The sequence below is a fragment of the Thermomicrobium sp. genome, from assembly GCF_053493975.1.
The window spans coordinates 1-25,667 of sequence record NZ_JBRBZA010000006.1 but is presented as its reverse complement, the minus strand read 5'-3'; the positions used below and the strand labels follow the sequence as shown (position 1 = coordinate 25,667).

The window sequence follows — 25,667 nt, the reverse complement described above, 5'->3', positions numbered from 1 at the left end:
TTCATGTCCCATACCCAGCGATGATCCGTCGTATAGTCTCTCCTGTCCTCCACGGGTCGCTGGCGAGAACCAGGCACAGGTCGCCGGGGCGAGCCAGCGCGAGCGCTGCCTGGAGAGCCTGAGGGAGATCGGGTTGGGTAACGATCACCGGCGGGAGAACATTTTCGACGACTCCCTCACGGAAGGCGCCAAATCGCTCGTCTCCCATAGGTTCCGAGAGAAGGATCATGCCGGTGACTCTGCCCAGTATGCGGCCGATTTCGCGGAGATCTTCTCGACTCAACCAGGGGAAGCCGTGCGTCACCACGAATACCTTGCGTGGGTTGGTTTGGCGAACGCCGCGCAGGAGCGTGCGTAATGTCCAAGGGTCCCGTGCACTATCGAGAAGAACGATCAGGTCGCGGAGGAAGAAGAGGTTGCACGAACCGGGGAGAAGGTCGTGCGTCGGAAGGAAGGTGCGCAGGGTCGCTTGAATCGCTGGAACGGAGACGCCGAGTCCGAGTGCCAATGCGGTTGCGCAAAGCACATTCTGGACCTGAAAGAGCAGTGCGCCGCCCAGCGTGACTGGAGCCTCGCGAACAGCGATGACAGGAAATTCGTCACGTTCGGAGTGGGTCTCCGCTCGTTCGAGAAATGCAGATGAATTCGGCAAAGCATCGTCTTCCGTTTTCTGCGCGTCCCATGCGAATTGTGCGTGGCAGTCGTACAATGCTCGGTTCGCGACGATGACACCGTCGTCGTACCAGATAGCTGGCTGCCGAGCATCACGCTGGCGGCGCAGCACGGGGTTCTCCGGATGCAGTGCGAAGAAAATGACGCGCGCGTGACTTTCCTCGGCGAGTGCGAGGACGTCGGGATCATCGGCGTTGAGGACGATGAAACCGTGCGGGTGGATGGCCCGCGCGACGATCTCGTGGGCTCGTGCAGCGTACCGCGTTGCGGGGGCGAGAAGACAGCTGTCGTCATTGCCACAGAGCGTGGTGACTGCTCCTGCTCGGTAGATCGCCGGAGGGAGCCCGACAGTCGCCACGACAGGCGCTTCCAGTTCTTGGATCGCCAGATCGAGATCGCCAGTACGGAGTGCCCGAACGACGCTCGTCCACGGCTGGAGTTCTCCTTCCAGCTGTCGTTCGTCGACGAAGACGCCACTGGAACACCAAAGAGCAGCCGACCACCGCTGCGCCCGAACCATCCGGTAGAGGAGCCAGGCGGTGGTACTCTTCCCACGTGTACCAGTGATGGCGACGAGCGAGAGCGGACACCTGGTCTGACTTTGCAACCCGTTCTGATCGAGACTCGTCATGAGATACTCCCAGCGTCGCGATCAGCTGCTGTCATGATTATCGGCCGCCTGGCCAGTACAGCCGAGCCAGTCGAGCAAGATCGGTACGGCGCGCTGGAGAGCCTGAGCACGGTGGCTCGAGCGATTTTTCTCTTGCAGAGTCATCTCGGCGAATGTCCGGTCATGCCCACGAGGAATGAAGACGGGATCGTATCCGAAACCGCCACCGCCGCGAGGCTCTTCGGCAATGTACCCTTCGATCGTCCCATCGACGATGGCTTCTCGACCATCCGGTGCGACGATCGCGACGACTGCACGGAAGCGTGCGGTGCGTTGGGAAAGGGGGATATCACGCAGTTCACGCAGCAACCGAGCGATATTTTGAGCATCGTCCGCCTGTTCACCAGCAAAACGGGCAGAGTGAACGCCGGGTCGACCTCCGAGCGCGTCGACTTCGAGTCCGGAATCGTCGGCGAGCGCGATGAGGCCGCTGTCCCGGGCAGCTACCCTGGCTTTGAGCAGCGCGTTCTCGGCAAACGTTTCGCCGGTTTCGGGCGGAAGTCGGATACCGAGTTCAGACGCGCTGACGACGTCGACGTTGGGCGGGAGAAGAGCGCGCAGTTCGCGGATCTTTCCTGGGTTGGCCGTTGCGAGCACGATCCGATGTGTCGGCATGCGTCTGAACCTCGCTCACTCGATCGAGAGAGGAATCTTGAACAGTTCGACTGCGTTTCGGGTTGTCGCCCGAGCGATCTCGTCGTGGGTCTGTCGGCGAAGTTCAGCGATTGTCGCCATGGTCGCGCGGAGAAAGGCCGGTTCGTTGCGGCGACCGCGATACGGCACTGGCGCAAGGTAGGGTGCGTCCGTCTCCAGCACCATACGATCCATCGGAAGAATCTGAACGGCGCGACGGAGATCCGGCGCGCTCCGATACGTCACGATGCCGCCGATTCCGAGGTGCAGGCCGAGGTCGAGGAATCGCGTGGCGGCAGCCGGATCACCGGTGAAGCAGTGCATCACGCCGCAGTGCGGTGGGTCAGCGTTCTCCAGAATGGCCAGGAGCTCCTGAAGAGCTTCGCGCTGGTGCAACACGATCGGCAAGTTCAGCTCACGGGCGAGGGCAATTTGTCGGCAAAAGGCGCGTACCTGCGTCTGCGCGTCGGTCGTTTTCCAGTGGAAATCGAGCCCGATCTCACCGATGGCTCGGACCAGCGGGTGGCGAGCGAGTTGGCGGAGGCGCTGCTCGACCTGAGTGTCATAGTGGTCAGTCTCGTTCGGGTGGACACCGAGAGCAACGACCATGCCAGGTGTCGCTTCAGCGAGTGCTAGTGCTGCCTCCCAACGGGGCGGCGAGAAGGCGATGAGGACGAATCCCTGGACGCCGGCGTCGCGAGCCCGCTCGATCACGAGTGGCCGATCTTCGTCGAAGTCGGGGAGGTCGAGATGGCAATGCGTATCGACCAAAATCATTCTCGCCTCACTTGACGGTCACACTCTTGGCGAGATTCCGTGGCTTATCCGGATCCAAGCCACGGCGCACTGCCAGCTCGTAGGCGAGGAGTTGTGCTGGCACGATCGAAACCAGTGGGGAGGCGTCACCCACATCGGCGACCGGAATGTGGACGTGAAACGCTTCGTCTGGTTCTGGGGAGATACCGATGACCCATCCGCCGCGGCTACGAACTTCCATCGCACCTGAAAGAATATCAGCTCTCGTTTCGTCGAGTGGTGAGAAGACGAGGCAGGGACTCCCTTCCTCGATGAGCGCAATGACGCCGTGCTTGAGTTCTCCTCCGGCAAAACCTTCGGCATGAATATAGGTTACTTCTTTGATCTTGAGTGCGGCCTCGAGCGCGGTGGGGTAGGAGAGCCCCCGACCGATCACATAGCAGTGTTGCGCGTCAGCGAGGCGGTCGGCGACAGCCCGAATGCGGTCCAGTGTCGCCGGTGCGAGGGCCATCTCCATACCCTCGATCGCGCGCCAGACCGTATCGAGTCCGACATGCTCGCTTCCGTTGAGGATGTGAGCGGTCAGCAACAAGACGGCGAGCTTCGCGGTGTAGGCTTTCGTCGACAGCACACTCTGTTCGGGGCCAGCTGACAGTGGAATGGTGAAGTCGGCGAGTCGAGCGACAGTGGAGCCGGTGACATTGACCAGCGCGGCAACGGTGGCTCCGCGTCGCTTGGCGGCGTGGACCGCTTCGATCACATCGATCGTCTCGCCGCTCTGGGTGAGCGCGATGACGAGCGATCGATCGGTCAGGAAATGCTCCTGGTATTTGAATTCGGACGCGATGACCGCATTGACATGGCGGCGCGCGATGCGCGAAAAGAGATAGCTCCCGCAGAGCGCGGCGTAGCCAGCGGTACCGCATCCGACCAGGAATGTTCCATACGAATGACGAATCAGATCAGCTAACTGCCGGGCACCGTCGAGGTGCTCCCGGGCGATCCGTGCGAGGACTCGCGGCTGTTCGTGAATCTCCTTGATCAGATAGTGCGGATAGCCACCGAGTGACGTGTCGGCTGGATGCAGCGTGAGCGGCTCCCAACGCGCTGTCCGGCGCTGTCCGGTGCATCGATCGAAGAGCTGGACACCCTGGTGATCGAGCAGAGCGATCTCGTCGTCCTGTAGGTAATGGATCCGGTCGGTATAGCCAACGAGAGCGACAGCATCGGAGGCGACGAACGTTCCGGCTGGACCATGCCCGAGGACGAGTGGCGAAGTTGACTTGACCGCAACGAGTTGTCGCGTCGGGCGATGCAGCGCGATGAGTGCGTTGAGACCACGGACCTGATTGAAGGCATGTCGGACTACCTCAACCAGAGTGGGGATTTCGTCCGCTGCACGGGGATGGTGCTCCGCTCTGCTGGCGATGATGTCTTCGAGGAGATGCGCGAAGATCTCGCTGTCGGTGCTACTGCGAAAGTGGTGACCAGATCGCTCGAGCGCCCGGCGCAGTGGAAGATAATTTTCGATGATGCCGTTATGGACGATCGCGAGGGTACCGGTGCAGTCGAGGTGAGGATGGGCGTTCTCATCCGTGACACCACCATGGGTCGCCCACCGCGTGTGGCCGAGCGCGATCAACGTCTCGGGCAGGGTTGGCGTGCTCGCCGGAATACGCCCCGCTCGCTTGAGCACGGCCAGCCGTTCTTGGGCCAGCTCACCAGCCAGAAAAGCGATTCCCCAGGAGTCGTACCCACGGTACTCCAGCCTCCGCAGTGCGTCGATGACGAGCGAAGCAGGGAGCGGTCGCTGAGCGACGAAACCGAAGATTCCGCACATGCAGGATGTTCCCTCCTTCGGCCAGCACCCAAAGGAAGCCTCAGCGGCGCCACCCTGAGAGGGATGGCGCTCGTGTGTGACTGTCCTCCAGGGGGAGCGGTTCGACAGTTGACGCGTGCTCGTCAGCTGTCAGGAGCAGGGCACATCGGTGAGCCTTTGTCCCGGCGGTTACCCACCGGTTTTGCTCTCACCGTCACGACCGTGCGAGCCGGGAGGCCATCCGCCGAATGCCTCGATCGACCTCCACCTCGTCGACTCGTCTCCTCCGCGACGAGTCCTGGCGCTACTCCCATCCGATCACATCCCATCCCGCTCCTCGCGCCCCCGAACACGCCGACTGTACCATAGCGCGCTTCGAGCGGCAAGCGCGTGGGCGGAAGCTGTTCTGATGGTCGGTAGGGCCGAGACGAGCGGCTGAGAGAGCGATCGGTCGTCCGGCCAGGAAGGGTATACTTCGAGCGGAGCGCGCCGACGCGCTGCGTGGTCAACGTCCCCGCGCGGCGGGACTCCCGAGCCACCCCTGACGGCGCGGTCGACTTGGCGGTCCGAGCGAGATGGGTGAAGAGCGACGATGATTCCACGCTATACCCGCCCAGAAATGGGGCGGATCTGGAGCGAGGAACACAAGATCGAGCTGTGGTTGCGTGTCGAGATCGCGGTCGCGGAGGCGTGGGCCGAGGCGGGGGTGGTACCGGGCGAGGCACTGGAGCGGATCCGCGGCGCACGTTGCGACCTGGCTCGGATGCGGGAGATCGAGGCCGAGGTCGATCACGATGTGATCGCCTTCATCCGGGCGACGGTCGAGTCGATCGGTGAGGAAGCGGGTCGCTTTTTCCACCTCGGCTTGACGAGTTCCGATGTGATCGATACGGCGCTGGCGTTGCAATTGGTGGAAGCCAGTGACCTCCTGTTGGCTGATCTGGACACGCTCTTAGCTGTGGTCGGCGAGCAGGCGGTGCGTCATCGCCGCACGGTCATGATCGGCCGGACCCATGGTGTCCATGCTGAACCGATCACGTTGGGATTCAAGCTGGCTGGTTGGTATGCGGAATTGCAACGCCAGCGTGACCGACTCCTGCAGGCGCGCGAGGACATCCGTGTCGGAAAGATCTCAGGAGCAGTCGGTACGCACGCGCATGTTCCGCCGCAAGTCGAGGAAGCGGTCCTGACGCGCCTCGGCTTGCGCGTCGACCCAGTCTCCACTCAGGTCGTCGGCCGAGATCGCCATGCAGCATTCGTCGCGACTCTGGCTGGTATCGGTGCGACGATCGATCGCTTCGCGACGGAGATCCGGCATCTGCAGCGGACAGAGGTACGGGAACTCGAGGAACCGTTCGATCCGCGGAACATGGGCTCCTCGGCGATGCCACACAAACGGAATCCGCACGAGAGCGAACGTCTCACCGGACTGGCTCGCCTCCTCCGGAGTTATGTGTCAGCGGCCCTGGAGAATGTCGTTCTCTGGCATGAGCGGGACATCAGTCACAGTTCGGTCGAGCGGGTGATCCTACCGGATGCGTGCATTGTCCTGGACTTCATGCTCAGTTCGATGACCCATCTGGTGCGCGACTGGGTGGTGTATCCGGAACGAATGCGGCGCAACCTCGATCTGACGCACGGGGCGATCTTTTCGCAGCGTGCCATGCTCGCGTTGGTACAGGCGGGGATGGATCGACAACGGGCCTACCGGCTGGTCCAGCGGCTGGCCCGTCGCGCCTGGGAGGAAGAGGTGCACTTGCGCACGCTGCTCGAACGGGATGACGAGGTGCGGCGGTTCCTTTCCCCAGAGCAAGTCGACGCTCTCTTCGACCTCGAGCCGTATCTCCGCCACGTCGACGAAGCTTTCCGGCGCGTCGGGTTGCCGATCGATGAACCAGCGGGAGCGACTGTCGCGTGACAGACCGAGAAGTGGTTCTCCATGTGGACATCCCGGAGCTGCCGGTTTACCGGCATGGAAAAGTGCGCGAGGTCTTCGATCTAGGCGACTGCTTGCTGCTGGTCGCCACAGACCGTCTCTCGGCCTTCGATGTGATTCTTCCCAATGGTATCCCGGGAAAAGGTATCGTGTTGACACAACTGTCGGTGTTCTGGTTTCGCTGGTTCGGTGACCGGTTGCGGACGCACTTCGTCACGACCGAGTTGCCCCCGATCGTCGACCGGTACCGACGAATGTTGGCGGGACGCTCCATGATCGTTCGCAAGGCAGAGCGAATCGACATCGAATGCGTCGCTCGGGGGTATCTGGCTGGATCGGCCTGGCAGGAATATCGGGAGACCGGCTGCGTTGCCGGGATTCGTCTTCCACCGGGGATGCGCGAAAGCGAACAGCTACCGGAGCCGATCTTTACGCCGGCCATCAAGGTCGACGGAGGTCACGACGAGAATATCAGCTACGAGCGCTTGGTCGAGCATATCGGGGCCGAACTTGCCCGGGAGCTCCGCGAACGAACGCTCTGGATTTATCGAGTTGCTGAAAAATATGCGCGCGAGCGCGGGGTGATCATCGCGGATACCAAGATCGAGTTCGGCTGGATCGATGGGGAACTCGCGGTGATCGATGAACTCTTGACTCCGGACAGCTCTCGCTTCTGGGATGCGGATCGGTATCAGCCTGGGCGCCCACAACCGTCCTTCGACAAGCAGTTCGTTCGCGACTGGCTGACGACCATCGGGTGGAACAAGCAACCGCCGGCACCTCGACTTCCCGACGATGTCGTGGAGAAAACGGCGGAGAAGTATCGGGAGGCGTACCGGCGGTTGACAGGCCAACCGGTTCCGTATTTGGAAACGGAAGAAGGGTAAGTGGACGTGAACGAGGGCACACGGTGGCGAGCTGAGGTTTTCATTTCACTCCGTCCGGGCGTGAATGACCCGCAGGGGTTAGCGGTGCGTGATGGCTTGCGGCGCCTGGGCTATATGGAAGTCGAGGACGTCAGAGTCGGTCGCTATGTCCAAATGTGGCTCAAGGCACCTGATCGGAAAACGGCGGAAGAGCGCGTTGGCCTGATGTGCGACCAATTGCTGGCTAACCCGGTCGTCGAGCAATACCGGTTCAATCTCGAACCGGCCTGATCGCCGCGAGGGGGATCGATGCGGTTCGCGGTCGTGACCTTCCCGGGAAGTAACGGTGATCACGATGCGTTGATGGCGATACGGCTCGGTCTGGGGCAGGCAGCGGAGCTCGTGTGGTACACCGAAACGGACCTTTCTCGCTTCGATTGCATCATCATCCCGGGCGGTTTTTCGTACGGTGACTACTTGCGCGCAGGAGCTTTGGCGCGTTTCGCTCCGGTCATGTCAGCCGTGGCGCGGGAGGCTGAGGCAGGGAAACCGATCCTAGGAATCTGCAACGGTTTTCAGATCTTGACCGAGGCGCGTCTGTTGCCTGGTGCACTCTTGCGCAACGCATCCCTGGAATTCGTCTGCGACTGGGTGTGGGTGCGTGTGGAGCAGACCCGCACACCGTGGACGAGCCAGCTCGCGCCGGGAACACTGTTACGTCTGCCGATCGCGCACGGTGAGGGGCGTTACTACGTCGAGGCGGAGGAACTCGCCGTGCTCGAGACGAACGGGCAAGTCGTCTTCCGCTACGTCGATGCGGATGGCTTGCCGACGCCCGAGGCGAATCCGAACGGTTCGGTGGCGAACATTGCCGGTGTCTGCAATGAGCGGGGAAATGTCGTCGGACTGATGCCGCATCCGGAGCGCGCGTACGACCGGATCGTCGGTGGTGACGACGGGTTACGAATCCTGGCCTCGGTCTTGTCCGTTGGTCTCGAGGTCGCACACAGCTCGCGCTGAAGGACGTGATGACGACAAAAGGTCGGTGAGGAGATGCCGATTGCTCCGGAGATCTTGCGTGAGGTTGCACTGACCGAGGAAGAATACGCGCGTGCAGTCGCACTCCTCGGACGAGAGCCGAACCTCATCGAACTCGGCATGATCGGTGCGCTGTGGAGCGAGCATTGTGGCTACAAGCATTCCCGACCGCTGCTCCACAAACTGCCGACGAGTGGGCCGTACGTCGTGCAGGGGCCGGGAGAGAACGCGGGAGCGGTCGAACTCGGTGATGGGTTGGTGGTCGTGCTCAAGATCGAGTCACACAACCACCCGAGCGCGGTCGAGCCGTTTCAGGGAGCGGCGACCGGAGTCGGTGGGATCGTCCGCGACATCTTTGCCATGGGAGCGCGACCGATCGCGTTGGCTGATTCGCTCCGCTTTGGACCTTTGGAAGAGCCTCGTCAACAATATCTCTTTCATGGGGTCGTGGGCGGTATTGGCTGGTACGGGAACTGTCTCGGTATCCCGACCGTGGCGGGAGACGTCTTTTTCGCGCCCGAGTACCGGCAGAATCCCTTGGTGAATGCGATGTGTATCGGCATCGCTGAACGCTCGGCATTGATCCGGGCACGTGCGACCGGACCAGGCAATCTGGTTGTCCTGGTCGGGGCGGACACCGGGCGGGACGGCATTCACGGCGCGACCTTTGCATCGGTCGAGGATCCTGAACGCTCGCACCGAGGAGTCGTGCAGGTCGGTAATCCGTTTTTGGAGAAGCTCCTACTCGAGGCGTGCCTGGAAGTGCTGGAGACAGGTGCGGTGGTTGCGATGCAGGATCTCGGTGCGGCGGGCTTGACCAGTGCGAGTGCGGAAATCGCAGCGCGCGGTGGGACAGGGATCGAGCTCGATGTGGCACTCGTCCCGCGCCGGGAGATCGGCATGACGCCATACGAGGTGATGCTCTCCGAGAGTCAGGAGCGCATGCTCCTGATCGTCGATCCGGAGGGGATCGACCGTGTGCTCGGGATCTTCCGGCGCTGGGAACTCCATGCTGTCGTCATCGGCCGGGTGACGGACGATGGACTGCTCCGGGTGCTCGAGGACGGGCAAGTTGTCGCTGAGCTGCCGGTCTGGCTTCTCACCGACGCGTGCCCGACGTATGTTCGCGATGCGCGGGAAGCAGGCGAGATCAGGGAACGTCGTGCCTTCGATCCGGATTCACTACCCGATCTTCAGCCCGGTGAGGTGGACGAAATACTCGCTGCACTGCTTCGTTCGCCAAATATCGCGTCGCGTCGGCCGATCTATCGTACGTATGACCACACGATTCTCACCAACACGGTCCTACCGCCGGGTGCGGCCGATGCGGCAGTGCTCCGGATCAAAGGGCATCGATTCGGGATCGCGCTGAAAACAGACTGCAATCCCCGCTATTGCCTCCTCGATCCTCGGCTCGGTACCATGCACGCAGTCGCCGAGGCAGCGAGGAATGTCAGCTGTGTCGGAGCAGAGCCGCTGGCGATTACCGATTGTCTCAACTTCGGCAATCCCGAGCGACCGGAGATCTATTACCAGCTCGTTCAGGCCATCGAAGGAATGGCAGAGGCCTGTACAGTACTCGGTATTCCCGTTGTGAGTGGGAACGTCAGTCTCTACAACGAGACCGAAGGCCGATCCATCCCTCCAACGCCAGTCGTCGGGATCGTCGGTCGGCTGGCCGACGTGCGGCGTTGTGTGGGTATGGGGTTTAGGGGTGAGGGGAAAGTCTTTCTTCTCGGTTCCGAGTTCGCGACGCTCGGTGGTTCTGAGTTCCTCGCCCAACGTCATGGACTGGTAGCCGGTGCCCCACCGCCACTCGATCTGGAACTGGAGCGACGGGTTCAAGCATGCGTGCGGGAGGGGATCGTCCGCGGAATCATTCTGGCTGCCCACGACTGCAGCGAGGGAGGCTTGCTCATCGCACTGGCTGAGTCCTGTATGGTGGGACGGATCGGCGGTCGCTTCACCACTGAGTCACTCATCGCGGCAAATGGGCGATTGGACCGGGCGCTCTTTGGAGAGAGCGCATCGCGCGTGATCGTTCAAGTCGCTGACGGGGCCGAAGCGGCACTGCTGGCGCTGGCGCGAGCCCATGGGGTACCGGTACAGGAATTGGGGCGGACGGGTGGAGACCGCTTCGTCGTTGCTGATCTGGTCGATCGCTCGCTCACCGAGCTCATCGAGGTGTGGACGACCGGTCTGGTGAAATCGGCGTGAATTCCGATCGAGACATGGTAGACTGACCTCGTGTCGAAACGTCTCGCGAGCGAGGTGCTGCGTGGAAAAGCACGGTGGTCCACGCGAAGCGTGTGGAGTTTTCGGAGTTTTCGCTCCGGGAGATGAAGCGGCCCGCTTGACCTTCTTCGGCCTCTATGCCCTGCAGCATCGCGGGCAGGAGAGCGCTGGTATCGCGACCAGCGATGGTCGCTCGCTCTTCCTGCACCGGCGCATGGGTCTGGTGAGCAGCGCCTTCACCGAAGAGGATTTGCGCCGGTTACCGGGGCACATCGCGATCGGGCATACGCGTTACTCGACGACGGGGAGCAGTGTTCCGATCAATGCTGGTCCGTTCCTCGTCGGTGCTGGTGAGCTGACCCTCGCTGTTTCTCACAATGGCAACCTCGTGAACGGTGACCAGTTGCGAGCTGAACTCTTGGCCGAAGGCATCGCGTTGGAAAGTACGACGGATACCGAGGCCCTGGCCTGGGCGATCGTCCGCGCACCGGGGCGGGATTGGGTCGAGCGGATCCGGGCCGCGATGGAGAAAATGGTCGGCGCGTATAGCCTCGCGATCCTTACGCGCGAGGCACTCATCGCGGTTCGCGATCCCCTGGGCATCCGGCCGCTTTGTCTTGGACGAATGGATGGGGGGTGGGTAGTCGCCTCGGAGACGTGCGCCCTGGCGACGATCGGTGCTGAGTTCGTCCGGGAGATCGAGCCGGGTGAAATCGTCGTGATCGACGAGGCGGGGCTCCACACCTACCCTGATCCGACAGTCGGCCCGGAGCAAGCGATGTGCGTTTTCGAGTTCATTTATTTCGCCCGACCGGACAGCGCGATCATGGGCCAGCGCTTGCACGTGGTGCGGCAGCGAATGGGCGCGGAGCTGTGGCGGGAGCATCCGGCGGATGCCGACCTCGTCGTCCCGTTACCTGACTCCGCGGTGCCGGCGGCGATCGGGTATGCCTTGGCATCGGGGATCCCGTACGCCGAGGCACTGATCAAGAATCGGTATATTGGCCGTACATTTATTCAACCTGACCAGCGTCTGCGTGAACAAGGGGTGAAACTCAAGTTCAATGCGTTGCCCGAAGTGCTCGAAGGGAAGCGTGTCGTTCTCGTCGATGATACGATCGTCCGGGGTACCACCAGCCGGCCGATCGTGGAATTGCTGCGGCAGAACGGGGCACGTGAGGTCCACATGCGGGTACACTCGCCGCCTATCCGGTGGCCGTGCTACCTGGGTGTCGACATGGCGACACGCGAGGAGCTGATCGCCGCGCAACTCTCGGTCGAAGAGATCGGGCGAGCTATCGGGGCAGACTCGATCGGGTATCTTTCGCTCGAGGGGCTGTTCCGAGCGATCGGCTTGCCGCGGCAGCGGTTCTGTGCTGCTTGCCTCACTGGGCGCTATCCGGTTCCCGTCCCGCCCGAACGGCTCTTGCGGCGTCGGGCGACGCCTCTGCAGGGTCATCCGATGCCTGAGGAAGAAGAAGCCTCCACGGTCGCGGCTATTGCCACACGCGCGTGCTGACGAGTGGTCGGGCGAGGATCGGTTGAACACGCGGCTGGAAAGCGACGCCACGGCGAATGCCTCGTGAAGTCGTGTGTTCCTGATGACGCATCCTCTTGACCTGGCCGCTGGCCTTCCCTACACTCGGCGCGGCGGTCGGGTCGGGAATGAAAGAGGAATGACCAGTGGCAGCGAAAGTCACTCCCTTGTACGAGCGCCATCGTTCGTTGGGAGCTCGCTTCGTCGAGTTCGCTGGTTGGTTGATGCCTGTGCAGTACATCGGGATCGTCGCCGAGCATCTGGCTGTCCGGAGTCGTGCTGGATTGTTCGATCTCGGCCATATGGGGCAAGTCGTTATCCGGGGATCGGATGCGCAAGCTTTCCTACAGTGGGTCACTCCCAATGACGTCGCGGCGCTTCGACCGGGGCGCGCTCAGTATTCGATGCTGTTGTATCCACACGGGGGTGTGGTCGACGACATCATGGTCTATCGGCGCCCTGATCGCGAGGAGTACCTCGTCGTCGTCAATGCGGCGAATACTGAAAAAGATGTCGCTTGGCTGCTCGAGCATCGGGCGGAACGCCCGGAATGGCGAGTCGAAATCGAAGATGTGTCCGCAGCGACTGGTATGCTCGCCGTGCAGGGACCGAGGTCGGAAGCGATCCTACAACGGCTTACCCCGGCTGATCTGTCCGCCGTGCAGTCGTTCGATGCGATCGTCTCCATTGTTGCCGGAGTGCCGACCTTGATCGCTCGAACCGGTTACACCGGTGAAGACGGATTCGAACTGTACTTTCCGATCGACCATGTCGGAGCGTTGTGGGATCGCTTGCTGGAAGCTGGGGAACCGGATGGGATCGTACCCGTCGGGCTAGGAGCGCGCGATACGCTCCGCTTGGAGGCCTGCTTACCGCTTTATGGGAACGAGCTCTCCCCAGAGATCACGCCGCTGGAAGCTGGTTTGGGCTGGGTCGTCAAGTTCGACAAGGGCCCCTTCATCGGACGGGAGGCACTGCAGCGCCAGCGGCAGGAAGGGCCACCGCGCCGACTGGTGGGTTTCGAGTTGCTGGAGCGTGGTGGAATTCCTCGTACCGGTTACGAAGTACGGCAGGAGGGCGAGCGTGTCGGTTCTGTAACCAGTGGGACGAACTCGCCGACGCTGGGGAAACCGATCGGGCTCGCGCTCGTCGATCGAAGGGCGGCCGGTATCGGTCGTGAGCTGTTCGTGGTAATCCGGGGTAAGGATGTGCGAGCGGTACAGGTGCGAACGCCTTTCTACCGGCGTCTCAAGAGCGTGACGTCTCGTTCGTGAAGGGAAGGAGCGAGAGCGATGGCTGAGGTGCGCGAGGGTCTGCGCTATACGCGGACGCACGAGTGGGTGCGTGTCGAGGGAGACGTTGCAGTCGTTGGCGTGACGGATTTCGCGCAGTCCGAACTGGGGGACATCACCTACCTCGAGCTTCCGGAGCCGGGGACCGTCGTCAAGCAGGGCGAGTCGATGGGCGTCATCGAATCAGTCAAAGCAGCATCCGACATCTACGCTCCGGTGTCCGGCGAGGTCGTCGAAGCGAACCGGTCGGTGGTGGATTCGCCGGAGTTGGTCAACAAGAGTCCCTACGATGAGGCATGGCTGGTCAAGATAAGGCTGTCCGCTCCGGAGGAACTGGAGCGCTTGATGGATGCGGCGGCGTATCGCCAGTTCTTGGCGGAAACTGCAGCGATGGCATAACGCTGGGTAACTGGATTGGAGTGAGGGCCGATGGTCTTCTCGCCGCACACAGCTGACGATCGGGCGAGAATGTTGCAGGAGATCGGCGTCGAACGGCTCGAGGATTTGTTCGCGGCGATCCCTGCTTCTTATCGCTTTCCCCAACTCGATTTGCCTCCAGCCGTCTCGGAAGCGGAGATCTACCGGGAACTTCTCGAGTGGTCGCTGCAAAATCGCTCGACTGCGACGACGGCCAGTTTTCTGGGTGCTGGATCGTACAACCACTACGTTCCAGCCGTCGTTCAGCAGATTCTCTGGAGAGGCGAATTCTATACCGCGTACACGCCGTACCAACCTGAGGTATCACAGGGAACGCTCCAAGCTATTTATGAATTCCAGTCGCTGATCTGTCTCCTCACTGGGATGGAAGTCAGCAATGCCTCCATGTACGATGGAGCCACGGCACTCGCCGAGGGGGCACTCTTGTGCGTCTCGCCGCCGCGCGGGCGAAACAAGATCGTCGTTGCCGGGACTGTCCATCCGCATTACCGGAGTGTCCTCCGGACCTACACGAGAGGGCTGCCGGTCTCTATCGATGAGGTCCCAGTACCGGAAACACTCCGGCTCCAGCCGGATGATGTAGCGCAGTATCTCGATGACGCAACGGCTTGCCTCGTCGTGCAGTATCCGAACTTCTACGGTCGCATCGAGGATCTCGCCGGCTTCGCCGCGCGCGCGCACGCGGTCGGTGCCCGACTGGTCGTTTCGGCCTATCCGATCGCACTCGGTCTCCTGCGCCCGCCTGGTGAGTTGGGAGCTGATGTCGTGACCGGAGAGGGACAATGTTTGGGAATCCCTCAATCGTTCGGTGGACCAGCGCTGGGTATTCTGGCGACCCGGATGGAACTCGTGCGCCATCTTCCGGGCCGGCTGATCGGTGCGACGGTCGACCGGGAGGGGAAGCGCGGATTCGTGATGGTGTTGCAGACGCGCGAGCAGCATATCCGACGCGAAAAGGCGACGTCGAATATCTGTACGAACCAAGGACTCATGGCCTTGGCAGCGACTGTGTATCTCTCGACGCTCGGAAAGCATGGCCTGCGCAAAGTCGCTGAGCTTTGTTACCACAAGGCGCACTACCTGGCCGAACGGATCGCCGTCCTTCCCGGTTGGTCCGTCACGGGAGATGGTCCCTTCTTCAATGAGTTCGCCGTGCGTTGCCCGCGCGATCCCCGCGAGATCAACGCGTTTCTTCTCGAACGAGGAATCATCGGCGGGCTCGCCCTGGGTGACATGGTACCCGAGCAGCAGGACCTGATGTTGCTGTGTGCGACCGAACTGACGACGCGGGATCAGATCGATCGGCTCGTCGAGGCGCTCCGCGAGGCGACCGCCTGAGTCGGCAGTGACGAGATCGTTGGGGCACAATGGAACCCGAGCACTCGATGGGAGGTGCTCGGGTTTTTGCACAGGGGAGCGGGGAATGCCTTTACCGCAGGTGGCGATCGTCGGGCGCCCGAACGTCGGAAAATCGACGCTGTTCAACCGGCTCCTTCGCCAGCGGCGGGCGATCGTCGAGGAGGTCCCCGGGACGACGCGCGATCGGATCTATGGGGTCGTCGAATGGAATGGCCTGCGCTTCGGCTTGTTCGATACCGGCGGTCTTCTGACCGAGGAGGAAATCGAGCGGTCCAGCGAACGCGAACTCGTCGAAGCGACAAAGGCACAGGCTGAACTCGCCATTCAAGAGGCCGATTTGCTGATCTTCGTAGTCGATGCCGCAGCGGGACCGACTGCCGGTGACTGGGAGGTCGCCAATTTCCTGCGGCGAACCGATAAGCCGATTCTCCTGGTGGCGAACAAGGCGGATTCGCGGGAGCGCGAGTTCAATGCGCTCCAATTCTATGAGTTAGGGCTCGGTGACCCGATTCCCGTGTCGGCGCTCCACGGACGAGGTATCGCTGATCTGCTCGATGCGATCGCCGAACGTCTCCCGCGACGGGAGGAGGAAGGAACCGCGGAGGCGGAGACACCGAAGATCGCGATCGTAGGACGGCCGAACGTTGGAAAATCGGCTCTGCTCAATGCGATTCTCGGCCAGCCGCGTCAGATCGTCTCGCCTATTCCTGGCACGACGCGCGATGCGGTGGATACCGAGTTGGTATGGAAAGGACAGCCGATCGTCCTCATCGACACAGCGGGTATCCGGCGTCCTGGTCGCATCGAACGAGGCATCGAGCGCTACAGCATCCTGCGAGCAGAACGGGCAATCGAGCGGTCAGACGTGGCGATCCTGGTGGTCGACGCGACGGAGCCCTTCACGCATCAAGACCAAGCGGTAGCTGGTAAGGTACTCGATGCCAAGAAGGGAATCGTGGTCGCCATCAACAAGTGGGATCTTTTCGAGCACATGGAGGGGGAGGGAGCGCGCGACGCGTTCGAGGAGGATGCGCGGGAAGCGTTTCATTTCATGCCCTGGGCTCCGCTCGTCTTCGTTTCGGCATTGACCGGTAAGAACGTCGAGCACGTCGTGGATCTGGCGCTGGTGGTCGTGGCCGAGCGGTCTCGGCGCATACCGACAGCAGAACTGAACCAACTTTTACGGGAGGCGATTGCCCATCATCCACCGCCGACACGACCTGGGAAGTGGGTCAAGTTCTATTACGTGACGCAGCCGGAAGTGAATCCGCCGACCTTCGTGTTCTTCTGCAATCGCCCCCAGCTCGTTCACTTTTCCTACAAGCGCTATCTCGAAAACCGAATCAGGGAACGCTACGGTTTTCTCGGCACACCGATCGAACTCATCTTCCGTGAGCGCGAGCGTTCGGCACCTGCTTGGGAGCGCGGCAAAGCCGGTCGATCGTAGAACAGCGAAAGGATCGCAGAGCGAGATGGACGAGCGGTTGTGGGAGTGGGATTTCGAGGTCGCCGAAGCGATCGCGTGCGAGGAGCGGCGGCAAAGCCGGACGATCGAGCTGATCGCATCGGAGAACTTCACCAGTCCGGCGGTCCTCGCGGCGGTCGGTTCCGTACTGACCAATAAATATGCAGAAGGGTATCCTGGACGACGCTATTATGGCGGATGCGAGTGTGTGGATCGTGTGGAGGAACTCGCGATCCAGCGCGCAAAGCAGTTGTTCGGTGCACCACACGTCAATGTTCAGCCACATTCGGGCGCACAGGCGAACATGGCGGCTTTCTTCGCCGTTTTACGGCCAGGTGACCGAATCCTCGGGATGAGCCTGCAGCATGGCGGTCATCTGACCCATGGCGCGAAGGTCAATCTCTCAGGCCAATGGTTCGAGGTTGCCTTTTATGGGGTCGATCCGGAGACCGAGCGGATCGATTATGACGCGGTATGGCATATCGCGCGCGAAGTACGACCCAAGCTGATCATTGCCGGGGCGAGTGCGTATCCGCGAGTGATCGATTTCGCGCGGTTGCGCGAAATCGCTGATGATGTGGGAGCGATCCTGATGGCCGACATCGCGCACATCGCCGGTATCGTCGCGGTCGGCTTGCATCCGTCGCCCATCGGTGTCGCGCAGCTCGTCACGACCACGACGCACAAGACGCTGCGGGGACCACGCGGGGGAATGATCATGTGCGATGGGGAATTCGCTGAAGCAGTCGACAAGGCGGTGTTCCCCGGGACTCAGGGGGGGCCGCTCATGCATGTCATTGCTGGGAAGGCGGTCGCCTTCGGCGAGGCTTTGCGCCCGACGTTCCGGACCTACATCGAGCGCGTGCTGGAGAATGCGCAGGTATTGGCGGAAACGTTGCAGGCGGAAGGCTTTCGCCTCGTTTCCGGTGGGACCGACAATCATCTCCTGCTGGTCGATCTTCGCTCGCATGGAATCACTGGTCGGAAGGCCGAACGCGTGCTCGACGAGGTCGGGATCACTGTCAACAAGAACACGATCCCGAACGATCCGAAACCGCCCACGCAGGCCAGTGGCATCAGGCTTGGAACGCCAGCGATGACCACGCGCGGCTTCGGTCCGGACGAGATGCGCTTGACTGCCCGATGGATCGCCGACGTGTTGCGCGCGCCTGATGACGAATCAGTCAAGGCGCGAGTGCGGGCTGAAGTTGCCGAGCTGGTTTCCCGATTCCCGGTACCCGGCGTTACCATTGAAGCACGAACTGGCGTCGATGATGGTACCGTTTGAGCGACAGGGAACTGGCGACGCCCATGACGATCGAGCGAGCGATCATTGCGATCATCACGGTACTGGTCGCAGCCGTCGTCTGCGGAGCGACGATGCCGCGGGTCATCCGGGTCGCCGAGCGTTTCGATCTCCTCGCCTACCCAACGGAGGCACGCTGGGTCCATCGCCGACCGGTTCCTCGCATCGGGGGCTTGGCGATCTTTTTGGGGTTTTTGAGTGGGTTAGCGGCTACCTTTGCACTCCCAGTGGATCGGTTTCCTCAGGAGATCGAACGAATTCTTCTTCTCGTGTTGGGGGCTACCATCATCTTGGGAGCGCACCTGTACGATGATCTGTTGGGTCTCTCCCCGCTGGCGAAACTGCTCTGGCAGGTCACCGGGGCTTTGATCGTTATCTTGCCTCGCTTGCGGGGGGCGGAGCATGGGCTGGTTATCGAGCAATTCAATAGTCCGTTCGGCGGTGTGGTCGTTTTGCCTCTGGCTCTCGCCGTGCCTTTCACGTTGTTTTGGATCGTCGGTATGATGAACACAGTCAATTTTTTGGACGGATTGGACGGACTCGCTGGCTCTGTCACACTGATCGCTGCTCTGGTGATGTTCGTCCACACGTTCTTCCGTCCCGCGGGAAATCCGCAATTCACGATCTCGCTCCTCGCGGCTGCGCTGGCGGGCAGTGTGATCGGTTTTCTCCGCTACAACTGGCATCCCGCGCGGATCATGATGGGTGATTCGGGGGCGATGCTGCTTGGGTATGTCTTGGCGGTCCTGAGCATCATCGGGGGAGCGAAGATCGCCACGGCGCTTCTGGTTTTGTGGGTTCCGATCCTGGATGTCGCTTGGCTGATCGTCTACCGCTTGTGGAATGGGCGCTCGCCGCTGGAGGCCGACCGGGGACACCTCCACCACCGGTTGCTCGACCTGGGCTGGTCGCAACGCCGTATCGCTCTCGCTTTCGTGACAATTTCCGGAGCGTTCGGCGTTCTGGCACTGGTGATGCCGGCACCCCTCTACAAGTTCATTACGTTGGTGATCGGCGGACTCGTGGGGCTCGCCGTGCTTTCCTGGCTCGCACGCCTCGAGCCAGCGGCCTATCGAGCGGAGCAGCAGGAGTCCAAAGCATCGTCGCAGTGAAAGCCTTCGTTGAGGAGATCGAAGCGGAGAGAGGCGATGCCGCTCTATGAGTATCGTTGCCGACGGTGCCGACGTCGATTCACTAAGCTCTTCCGGTCGATCGCTACCACGGGTGATCCAGTTCCGTGCCCGCACTGCGGCGGGACGGAAGTCGATCGATTGTTCTCTCGTGTCGTCGTTCAGCGCCGCCGACCGGAGCGTTCGGAACCGCTGGATCGACTCGATTGGAGCGACGAGCAGCCGGAGGCAAGCGATCTCCCCACCAGTTGGGAGGATGACGAAGGCGGTGAGTTACCGGAATTGCCGGAGACGGACGATCCCCGGGAACTCGCACGCTGGACGCGGGAGATGAGCGCGCTCGCGGGCGAACCGCTGGATCCCGCGCTCGAGCGTGCATTGCGGGATCTCGAGCGTGGGGAAGATCCGGACCGCGTGCTGGAGCGGTTGGATGAAGAGACGCTTCTCGCGGACACCGCCGAGGAAGATGGAAGCAGCGCTACGGAAGAGGTCGATTAGCGATTCCGCCACCATTGCCACGCCAGTAGCAAACTTGCGCCGACAATGCTGATAAGACCGAAAAAGAATAGGGGGCCGATCCAGCGGACGAGCCACTCGGGATGCCAAACGTTCAGCAAGAGACTGAAACTGATCGCTGCTGCCGCGAGCAGGATGGCGACGATAAGTCGATTGACCATCGCGCTCAGCCGCTGCGTGGCGTCCGGCAGCTCAGCGAGGTGCATGGTCACTTCGAGTTCGGCTTGCTCGAGTCGGCGAAGAAGGCGATCGATCCGGCGCGGAAATCCGACTGCTTGGCGCGCACCGTCCTCGAGCATGCGGACCACCTGGGGTAACCATGACTCGGGGTGGTAGCGCTGCATGAGCAAGCGGCGCACGTACGGTTCCGCGACAAGAAATGGCTGAAGAGACGGATCCAACCGCTGGCCGACGCCCTCGTGCATCGAGAGCGTTTTGACGAGAAGGCTCAGTTCTGGAGGAAGCGTCAATCGCCAGCGGCGCATCAAGCGAGAGAGATCGGCGAGAACGTCGCCGAAGCGATACTCGCCGAGCGAAAGCCCAAAATATCGTTCGGCGAGGTGCTGGAGCTCGCGGCGCAGTGCTGGCCGATCGGCCTCGTGTCGGACGATTCCGAGTCGGCTCAGGCTATCGATGAGCGCATCGAAGTCGCTACGAATGAAAGCCAGCAGCGCATCGACGAGTTCGGCGCGCACAAAGGAATCGACTCGACCGACCATGCCGAAGTCGTAGACGACGAGTCGACCGTCGGGGAGAACGGCGAAGTTGCCAGGATGAGGGTCGGCGTGAAAGAAGCCATGCACGAGGACACAGTCGAGGACGAAACGAGTCGCTCGCAGCGCGAGCGCGTGGCGGTCGATGCGAGCGCGGTCGAGTTCCTCGATGCGATCGATAGGGATGCCATCGATTCGGCGCAGCGTGAGAACCGTCTCGGTGGTTCGGTGCCAAAAGACGCGGGGAATGACGATATCTGGCCGATCAACGAGAAGGGTGCGGAAGCGATCGGCGTTGCGTCCTTCCCGCCGGTAGTCGAGTTCGCTGCGGATCGTCCACGCGAACTCGTCGAGAAGACCAACGAGATCGTAGTCGCGGGCGAGTGGACTGTGCCGACTGGCGAACTCGGCGATCTCGCGGAGCAGCGCTAAGTCTTCCTCGATGATCTCGGCGATGCCCGGTTTGCGGACTTTGACGATGACGCTCGTCCCGGTGGGTAAGGTAGCTCCATGGACTTGACCGATCGAAGCCGAGGCGAGAGGGCTCGGGTCGAAGGTGGCGAAGAGTTCACCGAGTGGTCGTCCGAAACTCCGCTCGATCTCGGCGATGATATGTTCGACGGGGATTGCGGGGACACGATCGCGGAGCAGGGCAAGTTCAGCGATGTAGTCCGGCGGCAGGAGATCGTCGCGGGTCGACAAGATCTGCCCGAGCTTGATGAAGGTTGGGCCGAGTTCTTCGAGGGCGAGGCGGAGACGGACTGGAGTGGGGAGTTCTGGTCCTCTCGGCGCGCGGCGGAAGCGGGCAGGTATGGGAGCTCCGAGGTGATCGAGCAGCCACCCGAGTCCATGCTTGGAGAAGACCCCTGCGATCTCGAGTACTCGCCGGCGATGCGCGAACATTCGACGCGGGAAGAGCAATCGCGGTGCCACCACTGTACGATGTGCCTCCTCGGAACACCTCCGGGTACGGCATCTTCTGGGCAGTATAATCGCGGATCGGAAAAGCACTCGGGAGGCGAACGATGGTGTATTCGATGCGACGCGTGGAACGCTGGGCACGCGATCCCGGGTTGACGGTACGCATGATGGTCGTGTTGGTCGGCTTGACCTTGCTCTATCTTTTCTTTCTTACTGTCTTGATTTGGAGTGGGGTAGATACGGCGACGGTGTTCGTCATCGCCGTGCTCCTGGCGCTGTTCCAGGTCGTTTTCTCCGATCGATTGGCATTGGCGAGCGTGGGAGCGAGAATCCTGAAGCCGGGCGAGATGCCGCGACTGCAAGAGATGGTCGAGCGTGTGGCGGCACTTGCCGGGGTACCGCGCGTGCGGGTCGGCATCATCGAGACACCGGTGCCGAACGCGTTCGCAATCGGCAAGCGACTCTCCTCGTCGACGGTAGTCGTGACGCGCGGACTCCTCGAACTCCTGAACGAGGAGGAACTCGAGGCTGTCATCGCGCACGAGATCGCGCATGTCCGCAACCGTGACGTGCTCGTCATGACTATCGCTGGGTTTTTCGTCGTTGTCGCTCAACTTGTCTTTCGGTTCTTCCTGTGGGGCGCGGGCGGGGGCTCGGACCGAAGACGGGGCAACGCGATCGTCCTGGCTTTCGTCGTCTCGCTGCTGGTTTGGATCATCGGGCAGTTGCTGCTTTTGGCGCTCTCGCGCTATCGCGAGTTCGTGGCTGACCGGATGGCTGGGATCGTGACGGGGCGTCCGCTGGCGCTTGCCTCTGCTTTGTGGAAGATCGATGGCCGGGTCAAGCGAATTCCGCATCGCGATTTGCGAGAAGTGGAGGAACTCGCTGCGTTCTTCATCATCCCGCCGATCAGTCGAGGAAGCCTAGCATCGCTCTTGTCGACGCATCCGCCGGTGGAGGAGCGTGTTCGCCGCTTGGAGCAGCTGCAGCGGCAACTCGAGGGGGTGCGGTGAGACGATTCCTCGATATCTTGTTGGGGCGGGCAGCGCGACCGGCACCGGCGAAGTTGGAGGGCTTGTTAGCCATCGCGAGCGCTGCGGTCACTATGGAGGCGCAGCTCGGTTTCCGGCCATACCGGACGGCTGGCATGGTCTTCAAGCCGATCGAGTCCGTGTACTTCGAACGAGCGCAGGAGGAATTGGAGGGACTCCTGCGCATCGCTGTGCAGGAAACGCAAAGTCGATTCTGGTTCTCGACCGATTCCTACCGTTACCGTTGGATCATTCTCGAGGATCCCGACTTCGAGGATCTCGTCGCCACGATCCAGGCGGCAAGCCAGATTTTGACAGAGCATGGCTTCGGGGAACAGCTCTTGGCAGCGGTTTTCCGCTTCGATGACCAGCGGGGGCAGCCGTTTTTCTGGATCTATCAGTACAAGCTCGGAGCCTTTACGCCGTTTGCACCGCGGAAAGGTCGGCAGCGTGACGAAGCGCTCGAGCTTCGTCTCGCTGCTGTCTTGGAGCGCGAGTTGCCGATCGAGCGAAGACCGGAACTCTGGTATGCGTTATGGGATATTCCGTTTTCGGTCACCCAGGAATGAGCCCATCGCCGACGAAGAGTCGGCGCGCCTCCTCGATCGTCGTGTCCGGTGGTGGCAGAATGACGTCGGACTCGACGAACTCGTCCGGGGAGACAGGAATCCCGTGCCGCCGGACCTGATCGAGGAGTTCGTCGAGCAGGGTGCGAAAGCGCTCCTCGTCTCCAGCAGCGACCGCTTCCACGATCGAGTTGTCCAGTGCGTTCAATCGGTCGAAGAGGCTACTTTCGATCCGATACTGGCCCTCGGTGAGGATACGAACGATCACGGCTGTCCTCCCTCTGGAAGCGATTTGGGGCGTTCTCCCTGTCCCAATTGCTGACGGAGTGCAGCGAGTTCCGCTTCCACCGACGACGAGACGGCGATGCGAGCCAGTTCGCGTTCGACTACGTCTTGGCGTGTGCCGGTGAGGTCCTCCAGTGCGCCCGAGGCGAGCAATTCGTCGATCGCTGAGGCACGGGCTTGCAATTGCTCGGTCTTCTGCTCGGCGCGTTCTAGCGCGAGTCCGACATCGGCCATTTCTTCCGAGATACCGGTGACCGCCTCGTTGATCTTGACTTGGGCTTCCGCAGCGGAGTACTGCGCTTTGATGACCTCCTTCCGCGTGCGGAAGGCCTCCACCTTGGCGCGGAGACGCATCTCGGCTTGCTCGAGCTTGGCCTGTTCTTGCTCGAGTGTCTGAATCTGGCGATCCAAATCGGCGATCTGTTGCTGAGCGATCGCCTTCCGTTCGAGAGCCAAACGTGCGAGATCTTCCCGCCCGGCACTCAGGGCTTGGCGAGCTTGCTCCGTCAGACGGTCCAGCGATTCCTGTAGCTTGGCGCGCTGGAGTTCCAATCGTCGGCGGGAGGTAGTCACGTCGACGATGCCGCGGCGAACCTGCTGAAGCAGTTCGAGTTGGCGTTCGTACGCGTAATCGAGCGTTTCCCGTGGATCTTCGGCACGATCGAGCAGGCGACTCAGTTTCACTTTGACGAACGTCGTCATGCGGGAGATGAGGCCCATCGCCGTCTCCTTTCCACCGTGCGTACCTGGTGCTAGTATAGGCGTTGGTCGAGAACGCAACCAGAGCTGCCTCATCGCGATCGGAGGGAAGGGGGTCTTGGAGTTTACGGGGCTACTGTTTTGGCTTTTGTTCCTCTTTTCGATCCTGTCGCCAGTCCTGCAGCGCCGCTTTTTGGAAATGAATCGGTTACGATTGATTCATCAGTTGGAGCAGCGGCGGGGTAGCCGGGTAATCACGCTGATCCACCGGCAAGAGGCAGTTTCGTTTCTCGGCATTCCGCTGGCGCGCTACATCGATATCGACGATGCCGAAGCGGTCCTGCGCGCTATTCGGTTGACGCCGGACGAGATGCCGATCGATTTCATCGTCCATACGCCGGGTGGATTGGTTTTAGCAGCGGAGCAGATCGCTTCAGCACTGGTCCGTCATCGCGGCAAGGTCACTGTCTTCGTTCCCCACTATGCCATGTCAGGTGGCACGCTGATTGCCCTCGCAGCGGACGAGATCGTGATGGATGAAAACGCCGTACTGGGACCGGTCGATCCGCAGATCGGCCAGTATCCGGCGGCTTCAGTGCTGCGAGTCGTCCGGGAGAAGCCGGTCGCGGAGATCGACGATCAAACCTTGATTCTCGCGGACATTGGCGAGAAAGCGATGCGGCAAGTGAATGCGACGGTTCGTCACATTCTCGTGGCGAACGGACGTTCCGAGGAGGAAGCCCAGCGGATCGCTGATGTTCTGACGTGTGGGCAATGGACCCATGACTACCCGATCGATGTCGACGAAGCACGGCAGCTCGGGTTACGGGTAACGGTGGGGGTGCCAGACGAGGTATACCAGCTCATGGAACTCTACCCACAAGCGATGCAACGACGTCCTTCGGTGCAGTACATCCCTGTCCCGTACGAGACGCCACGGCCGCGGGATAATCAGCAGCGCCGTTAGGACCTCGAAAGCTGTCTTCGGCTTTCTGGACGGAAAGGCGAGGCGCGTTCGGGCAAACCGGCTTTCTGCTGATGAGTGACCGAGCGATCGTGGCGGGTAGGCACGAGCGAGGAAGACGTGCTATACTGTGTCTCTGGAAACGGATCGGGGTGTGGCGCAGTTGGTAGCGCGCGGCGTTTGGGACGCTGAGGTCGGAGGTTCGAGTCCTCTCACCCCGACCGTGCGGGAGTAACTCAGTTGGTAGAGTGCCGGCCTTCCAAGCCGGTTGTCGCGGGTTCGAATCCCGTCTCCCGCTCCAATCGACGCAAAACTTCTGCTTCCGAAGCGTACCATATGTGACAAAACGGGTGGTACCCAATCGACGTTAGGTACCACCCGTTTTGTTTGTGAGCGGAGGCGTCTCAGGAGCGAGACGCCTTCTCCGTCGCCGAGTCCGGTGCCACGAGGCGAGCCGTGAGCACCGCATCTGCCTCGTCCTGGGGCTGGCGGTGGGGAGAGCGCTTGCCATCGCGCATCTCACGCGCCCAGGCCGCCTTCATCAGCACGCCCAGGCGCTGGATGGGGTGCATGGATGCGAGTTTGAGTGCGAGCCTCGCTGCCGCGCTCTCGCGGATACCCATGAACAATGCGTCCTCGTAGAGGATGGTGGGCATCATCTCCACGAGGGCGGTGACGGAGGGCTCCTCGCTGCGCAAAGGAGTCACCGCATGCTCCTCGACATCGAGGAAGCGGATGAGGGCTTCCGCCTCCTCGATGTCGAGGCACGGTGCCTCTTCGAGGATTGCGAGTGCCCACTCCGCTAACACGCGATACAACG

Annotated in this window: 24 protein-coding genes and 2 tRNA genes; 18 read left to right on the top strand and 8 right to left on the bottom strand. The window is 61.6% G+C overall.

Translation table 11 applies throughout. From position 1 onward, the window contains the following. Position 1 precedes the first annotated feature (1 nt). From ACWIVK_RS00935 to glmS, 4 genes are read right to left on the bottom strand one after another with little or no spacing between them, the layout of a single operon-like run. On the bottom strand, positions 2–1,303 hold the full coding sequence (locus ACWIVK_RS00935) for a Mur ligase family protein (protein ID WP_448574658.1): 1,302 nt from the start codon (positions 1,301–1,303) through the stop codon (positions 2–4). Positions 1,304–1,324: 21 nt separating this feature from the next. After that, on the bottom strand, positions 1,325–1,957 hold the full coding sequence (gene rdgB / locus ACWIVK_RS00930) for an RdgB/HAM1 family non-canonical purine NTP pyrophosphatase (protein ID WP_448574657.1): 633 nt from the start codon (positions 1,955–1,957) through the stop codon (positions 1,325–1,327). Positions 1,958–1,972: 15 nt separating this feature from the next. Further along, complete coding sequence (locus ACWIVK_RS00925; RefSeq protein ID WP_448574656.1) at positions 1,973–2,752, bottom strand: TatD family hydrolase; 780 nt, start codon at positions 2,750–2,752, stop codon at positions 1,973–1,975. 7 nt (positions 2,753–2,759) lie between these two features. Continuing rightward, the gene (gene glmS / locus ACWIVK_RS00920) at positions 2,760–4,571 is read right to left on the bottom strand and encodes a glutamine--fructose-6-phosphate transaminase (isomerizing) (protein WP_448574655.1); all 1,812 of its coding nucleotides are present in this window, start codon (positions 4,569–4,571) and stop codon (positions 2,760–2,762) included. A gap of 571 nt (positions 4,572–5,142) precedes the next feature. On the opposite strand from glmS, the gene purB reads away from it, so the two are divergent. From purB to ACWIVK_RS00855, 13 genes are all read left to right on the top strand, one after another. Continuing rightward, positions 5,143–6,468 (top strand): adenylosuccinate lyase, encoded by a 1,326-nt coding sequence (gene purB, locus ACWIVK_RS00915; protein ID WP_448574654.1) that lies wholly within the window; start codon positions 5,143–5,145, stop codon positions 6,466–6,468. Then, on the top strand, positions 6,465–7,373 hold the full coding sequence (locus ACWIVK_RS00910) for a phosphoribosylaminoimidazolesuccinocarboxamide synthase (RefSeq protein ID WP_448574653.1): 909 nt from the start codon (positions 6,465–6,467) through the stop codon (positions 7,371–7,373). Before purB ends, ACWIVK_RS00910 begins: the two co-directional genes overlap by 4 nt. Continuing rightward, complete coding sequence (gene purS, locus ACWIVK_RS00905; protein ID WP_448574652.1) at positions 7,374–7,643, top strand: phosphoribosylformylglycinamidine synthase subunit PurS; 270 nt, start codon at positions 7,374–7,376, stop codon at positions 7,641–7,643. Between the two features lie 18 nt (positions 7,644–7,661). Continuing rightward, positions 7,662–8,372: a phosphoribosylformylglycinamidine synthase subunit PurQ gene (purQ, locus tag ACWIVK_RS00900; protein WP_448574651.1), complete on the top strand. Its 711-nt coding sequence runs from the start codon at positions 7,662–7,664 to the stop codon at positions 8,370–8,372. A gap of 33 nt (positions 8,373–8,405) precedes the next feature. Then, complete coding sequence (gene purL / locus ACWIVK_RS00895) at positions 8,406–10,607, top strand: phosphoribosylformylglycinamidine synthase subunit PurL (RefSeq protein ID WP_448574650.1); 2,202 nt, start codon at positions 8,406–8,408, stop codon at positions 10,605–10,607. 61 nt (positions 10,608–10,668) lie between these two features. Beyond that, positions 10,669–12,144, top strand: coding sequence for an amidophosphoribosyltransferase (purF, locus tag ACWIVK_RS00890; protein ID WP_448574649.1), 1,476 nt, complete (start codon positions 10,669–10,671; stop codon positions 12,142–12,144). Between the two features lie 164 nt (positions 12,145–12,308). Then, positions 12,309–13,436, top strand: coding sequence for a glycine cleavage system aminomethyltransferase GcvT (gene gcvT / locus ACWIVK_RS00885; RefSeq protein WP_448574648.1), 1,128 nt, complete (start codon positions 12,309–12,311; stop codon positions 13,434–13,436). Between the two features lie 18 nt (positions 13,437–13,454). Continuing rightward, positions 13,455–13,853, top strand: a complete 399-nt coding sequence (gene gcvH / locus ACWIVK_RS00880; protein ID WP_448574647.1) for a glycine cleavage system protein GcvH — start codon at positions 13,455–13,457, stop codon at positions 13,851–13,853. Between the two features lie 30 nt (positions 13,854–13,883). Continuing rightward, positions 13,884–15,230, top strand: a complete 1,347-nt coding sequence (gcvPA, locus tag ACWIVK_RS00875) for an aminomethyl-transferring glycine dehydrogenase subunit GcvPA (protein WP_448574646.1) — start codon at positions 13,884–13,886, stop codon at positions 15,228–15,230. A gap of 85 nt (positions 15,231–15,315) precedes the next feature. Then, positions 15,316–16,698, top strand: a complete 1,383-nt coding sequence (gene der / locus ACWIVK_RS00870) for a ribosome biogenesis GTPase Der (protein ID WP_448574645.1) — start codon at positions 15,316–15,318, stop codon at positions 16,696–16,698. Between the two features lie 25 nt (positions 16,699–16,723). After that, on the top strand, positions 16,724–18,004 hold the full coding sequence (locus ACWIVK_RS00865) for a serine hydroxymethyltransferase (protein ID WP_448574644.1): 1,281 nt from the start codon (positions 16,724–16,726) through the stop codon (positions 18,002–18,004). A gap of 23 nt (positions 18,005–18,027) precedes the next feature. After that, positions 18,028–19,134 carry an MraY family glycosyltransferase gene (locus ACWIVK_RS00860; protein WP_448574643.1) on the top strand — a complete coding sequence of 369 codons (1,107 nt, stop codon included), beginning with the start codon at positions 18,028–18,030 and terminating at the stop codon, positions 19,132–19,134. A 36-nt stretch (positions 19,135–19,170) separates the two neighbouring features. Further along, positions 19,171–19,650 (top strand): FmdB family zinc ribbon protein, encoded by a 480-nt coding sequence (locus tag ACWIVK_RS00855; protein ID WP_448574642.1) that lies wholly within the window; start codon positions 19,171–19,173, stop codon positions 19,648–19,650. On the opposite strand, the gene ACWIVK_RS00850 is transcribed toward ACWIVK_RS00855, so the two are convergent. Then, entirely contained in the window at positions 19,647–21,317 is a 1,671-nt protein-coding gene (locus tag ACWIVK_RS00850) for an ABC1 kinase family protein (protein ID WP_448574641.1), read from the bottom strand. The genes ACWIVK_RS00855 and ACWIVK_RS00850 overlap by 4 nt on opposite strands. An 89-nt stretch (positions 21,318–21,406) precedes the next feature. Here ACWIVK_RS00850 and htpX point away from each other — a divergent pair, with 89 nt between their 5' ends. Both htpX and pspAB read left to right on the top strand, forming a co-directional pair. Next, positions 21,407–22,315, top strand: a complete 909-nt coding sequence (htpX, locus tag ACWIVK_RS00845) for a zinc metalloprotease HtpX (RefSeq protein WP_448574640.1) — start codon at positions 21,407–21,409, stop codon at positions 22,313–22,315. After that, on the top strand, positions 22,312–22,902 hold the full coding sequence (gene pspAB, locus ACWIVK_RS00840) for a PspA-associated protein PspAB (RefSeq protein WP_448574639.1): 591 nt from the start codon (positions 22,312–22,314) through the stop codon (positions 22,900–22,902). Before htpX ends, pspAB begins: the two co-directional genes overlap by 4 nt. On the opposite strand, the gene pspAA is transcribed toward pspAB, so the two are convergent. Further along, a complete protein-coding gene (pspAA, locus tag ACWIVK_RS00835) occupies positions 22,889–23,167 on the bottom strand; it encodes a PspA-associated protein PspAA (RefSeq protein WP_448574638.1) in 279 nt (92 codons plus the stop codon). The genes pspAB and pspAA overlap by 14 nt on opposite strands. Next, positions 23,164–23,904 (bottom strand): PspA/IM30 family protein, encoded by a 741-nt coding sequence (locus ACWIVK_RS00830; protein ID WP_448574637.1) that lies wholly within the window; start codon positions 23,902–23,904, stop codon positions 23,164–23,166. Before ACWIVK_RS00830 ends, pspAA begins: the two co-directional genes overlap by 4 nt. Before the next feature lie 97 nt (positions 23,905–24,001). Here ACWIVK_RS00830 and ACWIVK_RS00825 point away from each other — a divergent pair, with 97 nt between their 5' ends. The 3 genes from ACWIVK_RS00825 (at position 24,002) to ACWIVK_RS00815 (ending at position 25,148) form a co-directional block, all read left to right on the top strand. Beyond that, positions 24,002–24,850: an SDH family Clp fold serine proteinase gene (locus ACWIVK_RS00825; RefSeq protein ID WP_448574636.1), complete on the top strand. Its 849-nt coding sequence runs from the start codon at positions 24,002–24,004 to the stop codon at positions 24,848–24,850. Between the two features lie 145 nt (positions 24,851–24,995). Then, positions 24,996–25,068: transfer RNA gene (locus ACWIVK_RS00820), tRNA-Pro, on the top strand. Between the two features lie 4 nt (positions 25,069–25,072). Further along, a tRNA-Gly gene (locus ACWIVK_RS00815) sits at positions 25,073–25,148 on the top strand. A 103-nt stretch (positions 25,149–25,251) separates the two neighbouring features. Here the strand turns inward: ACWIVK_RS00815 and ACWIVK_RS00810 are convergent. Beyond that, positions 25,252–25,667: hypothetical protein (locus ACWIVK_RS00810; RefSeq protein WP_448574635.1), on the bottom strand; the 416-nt coding region annotated here is incomplete at its 5' end.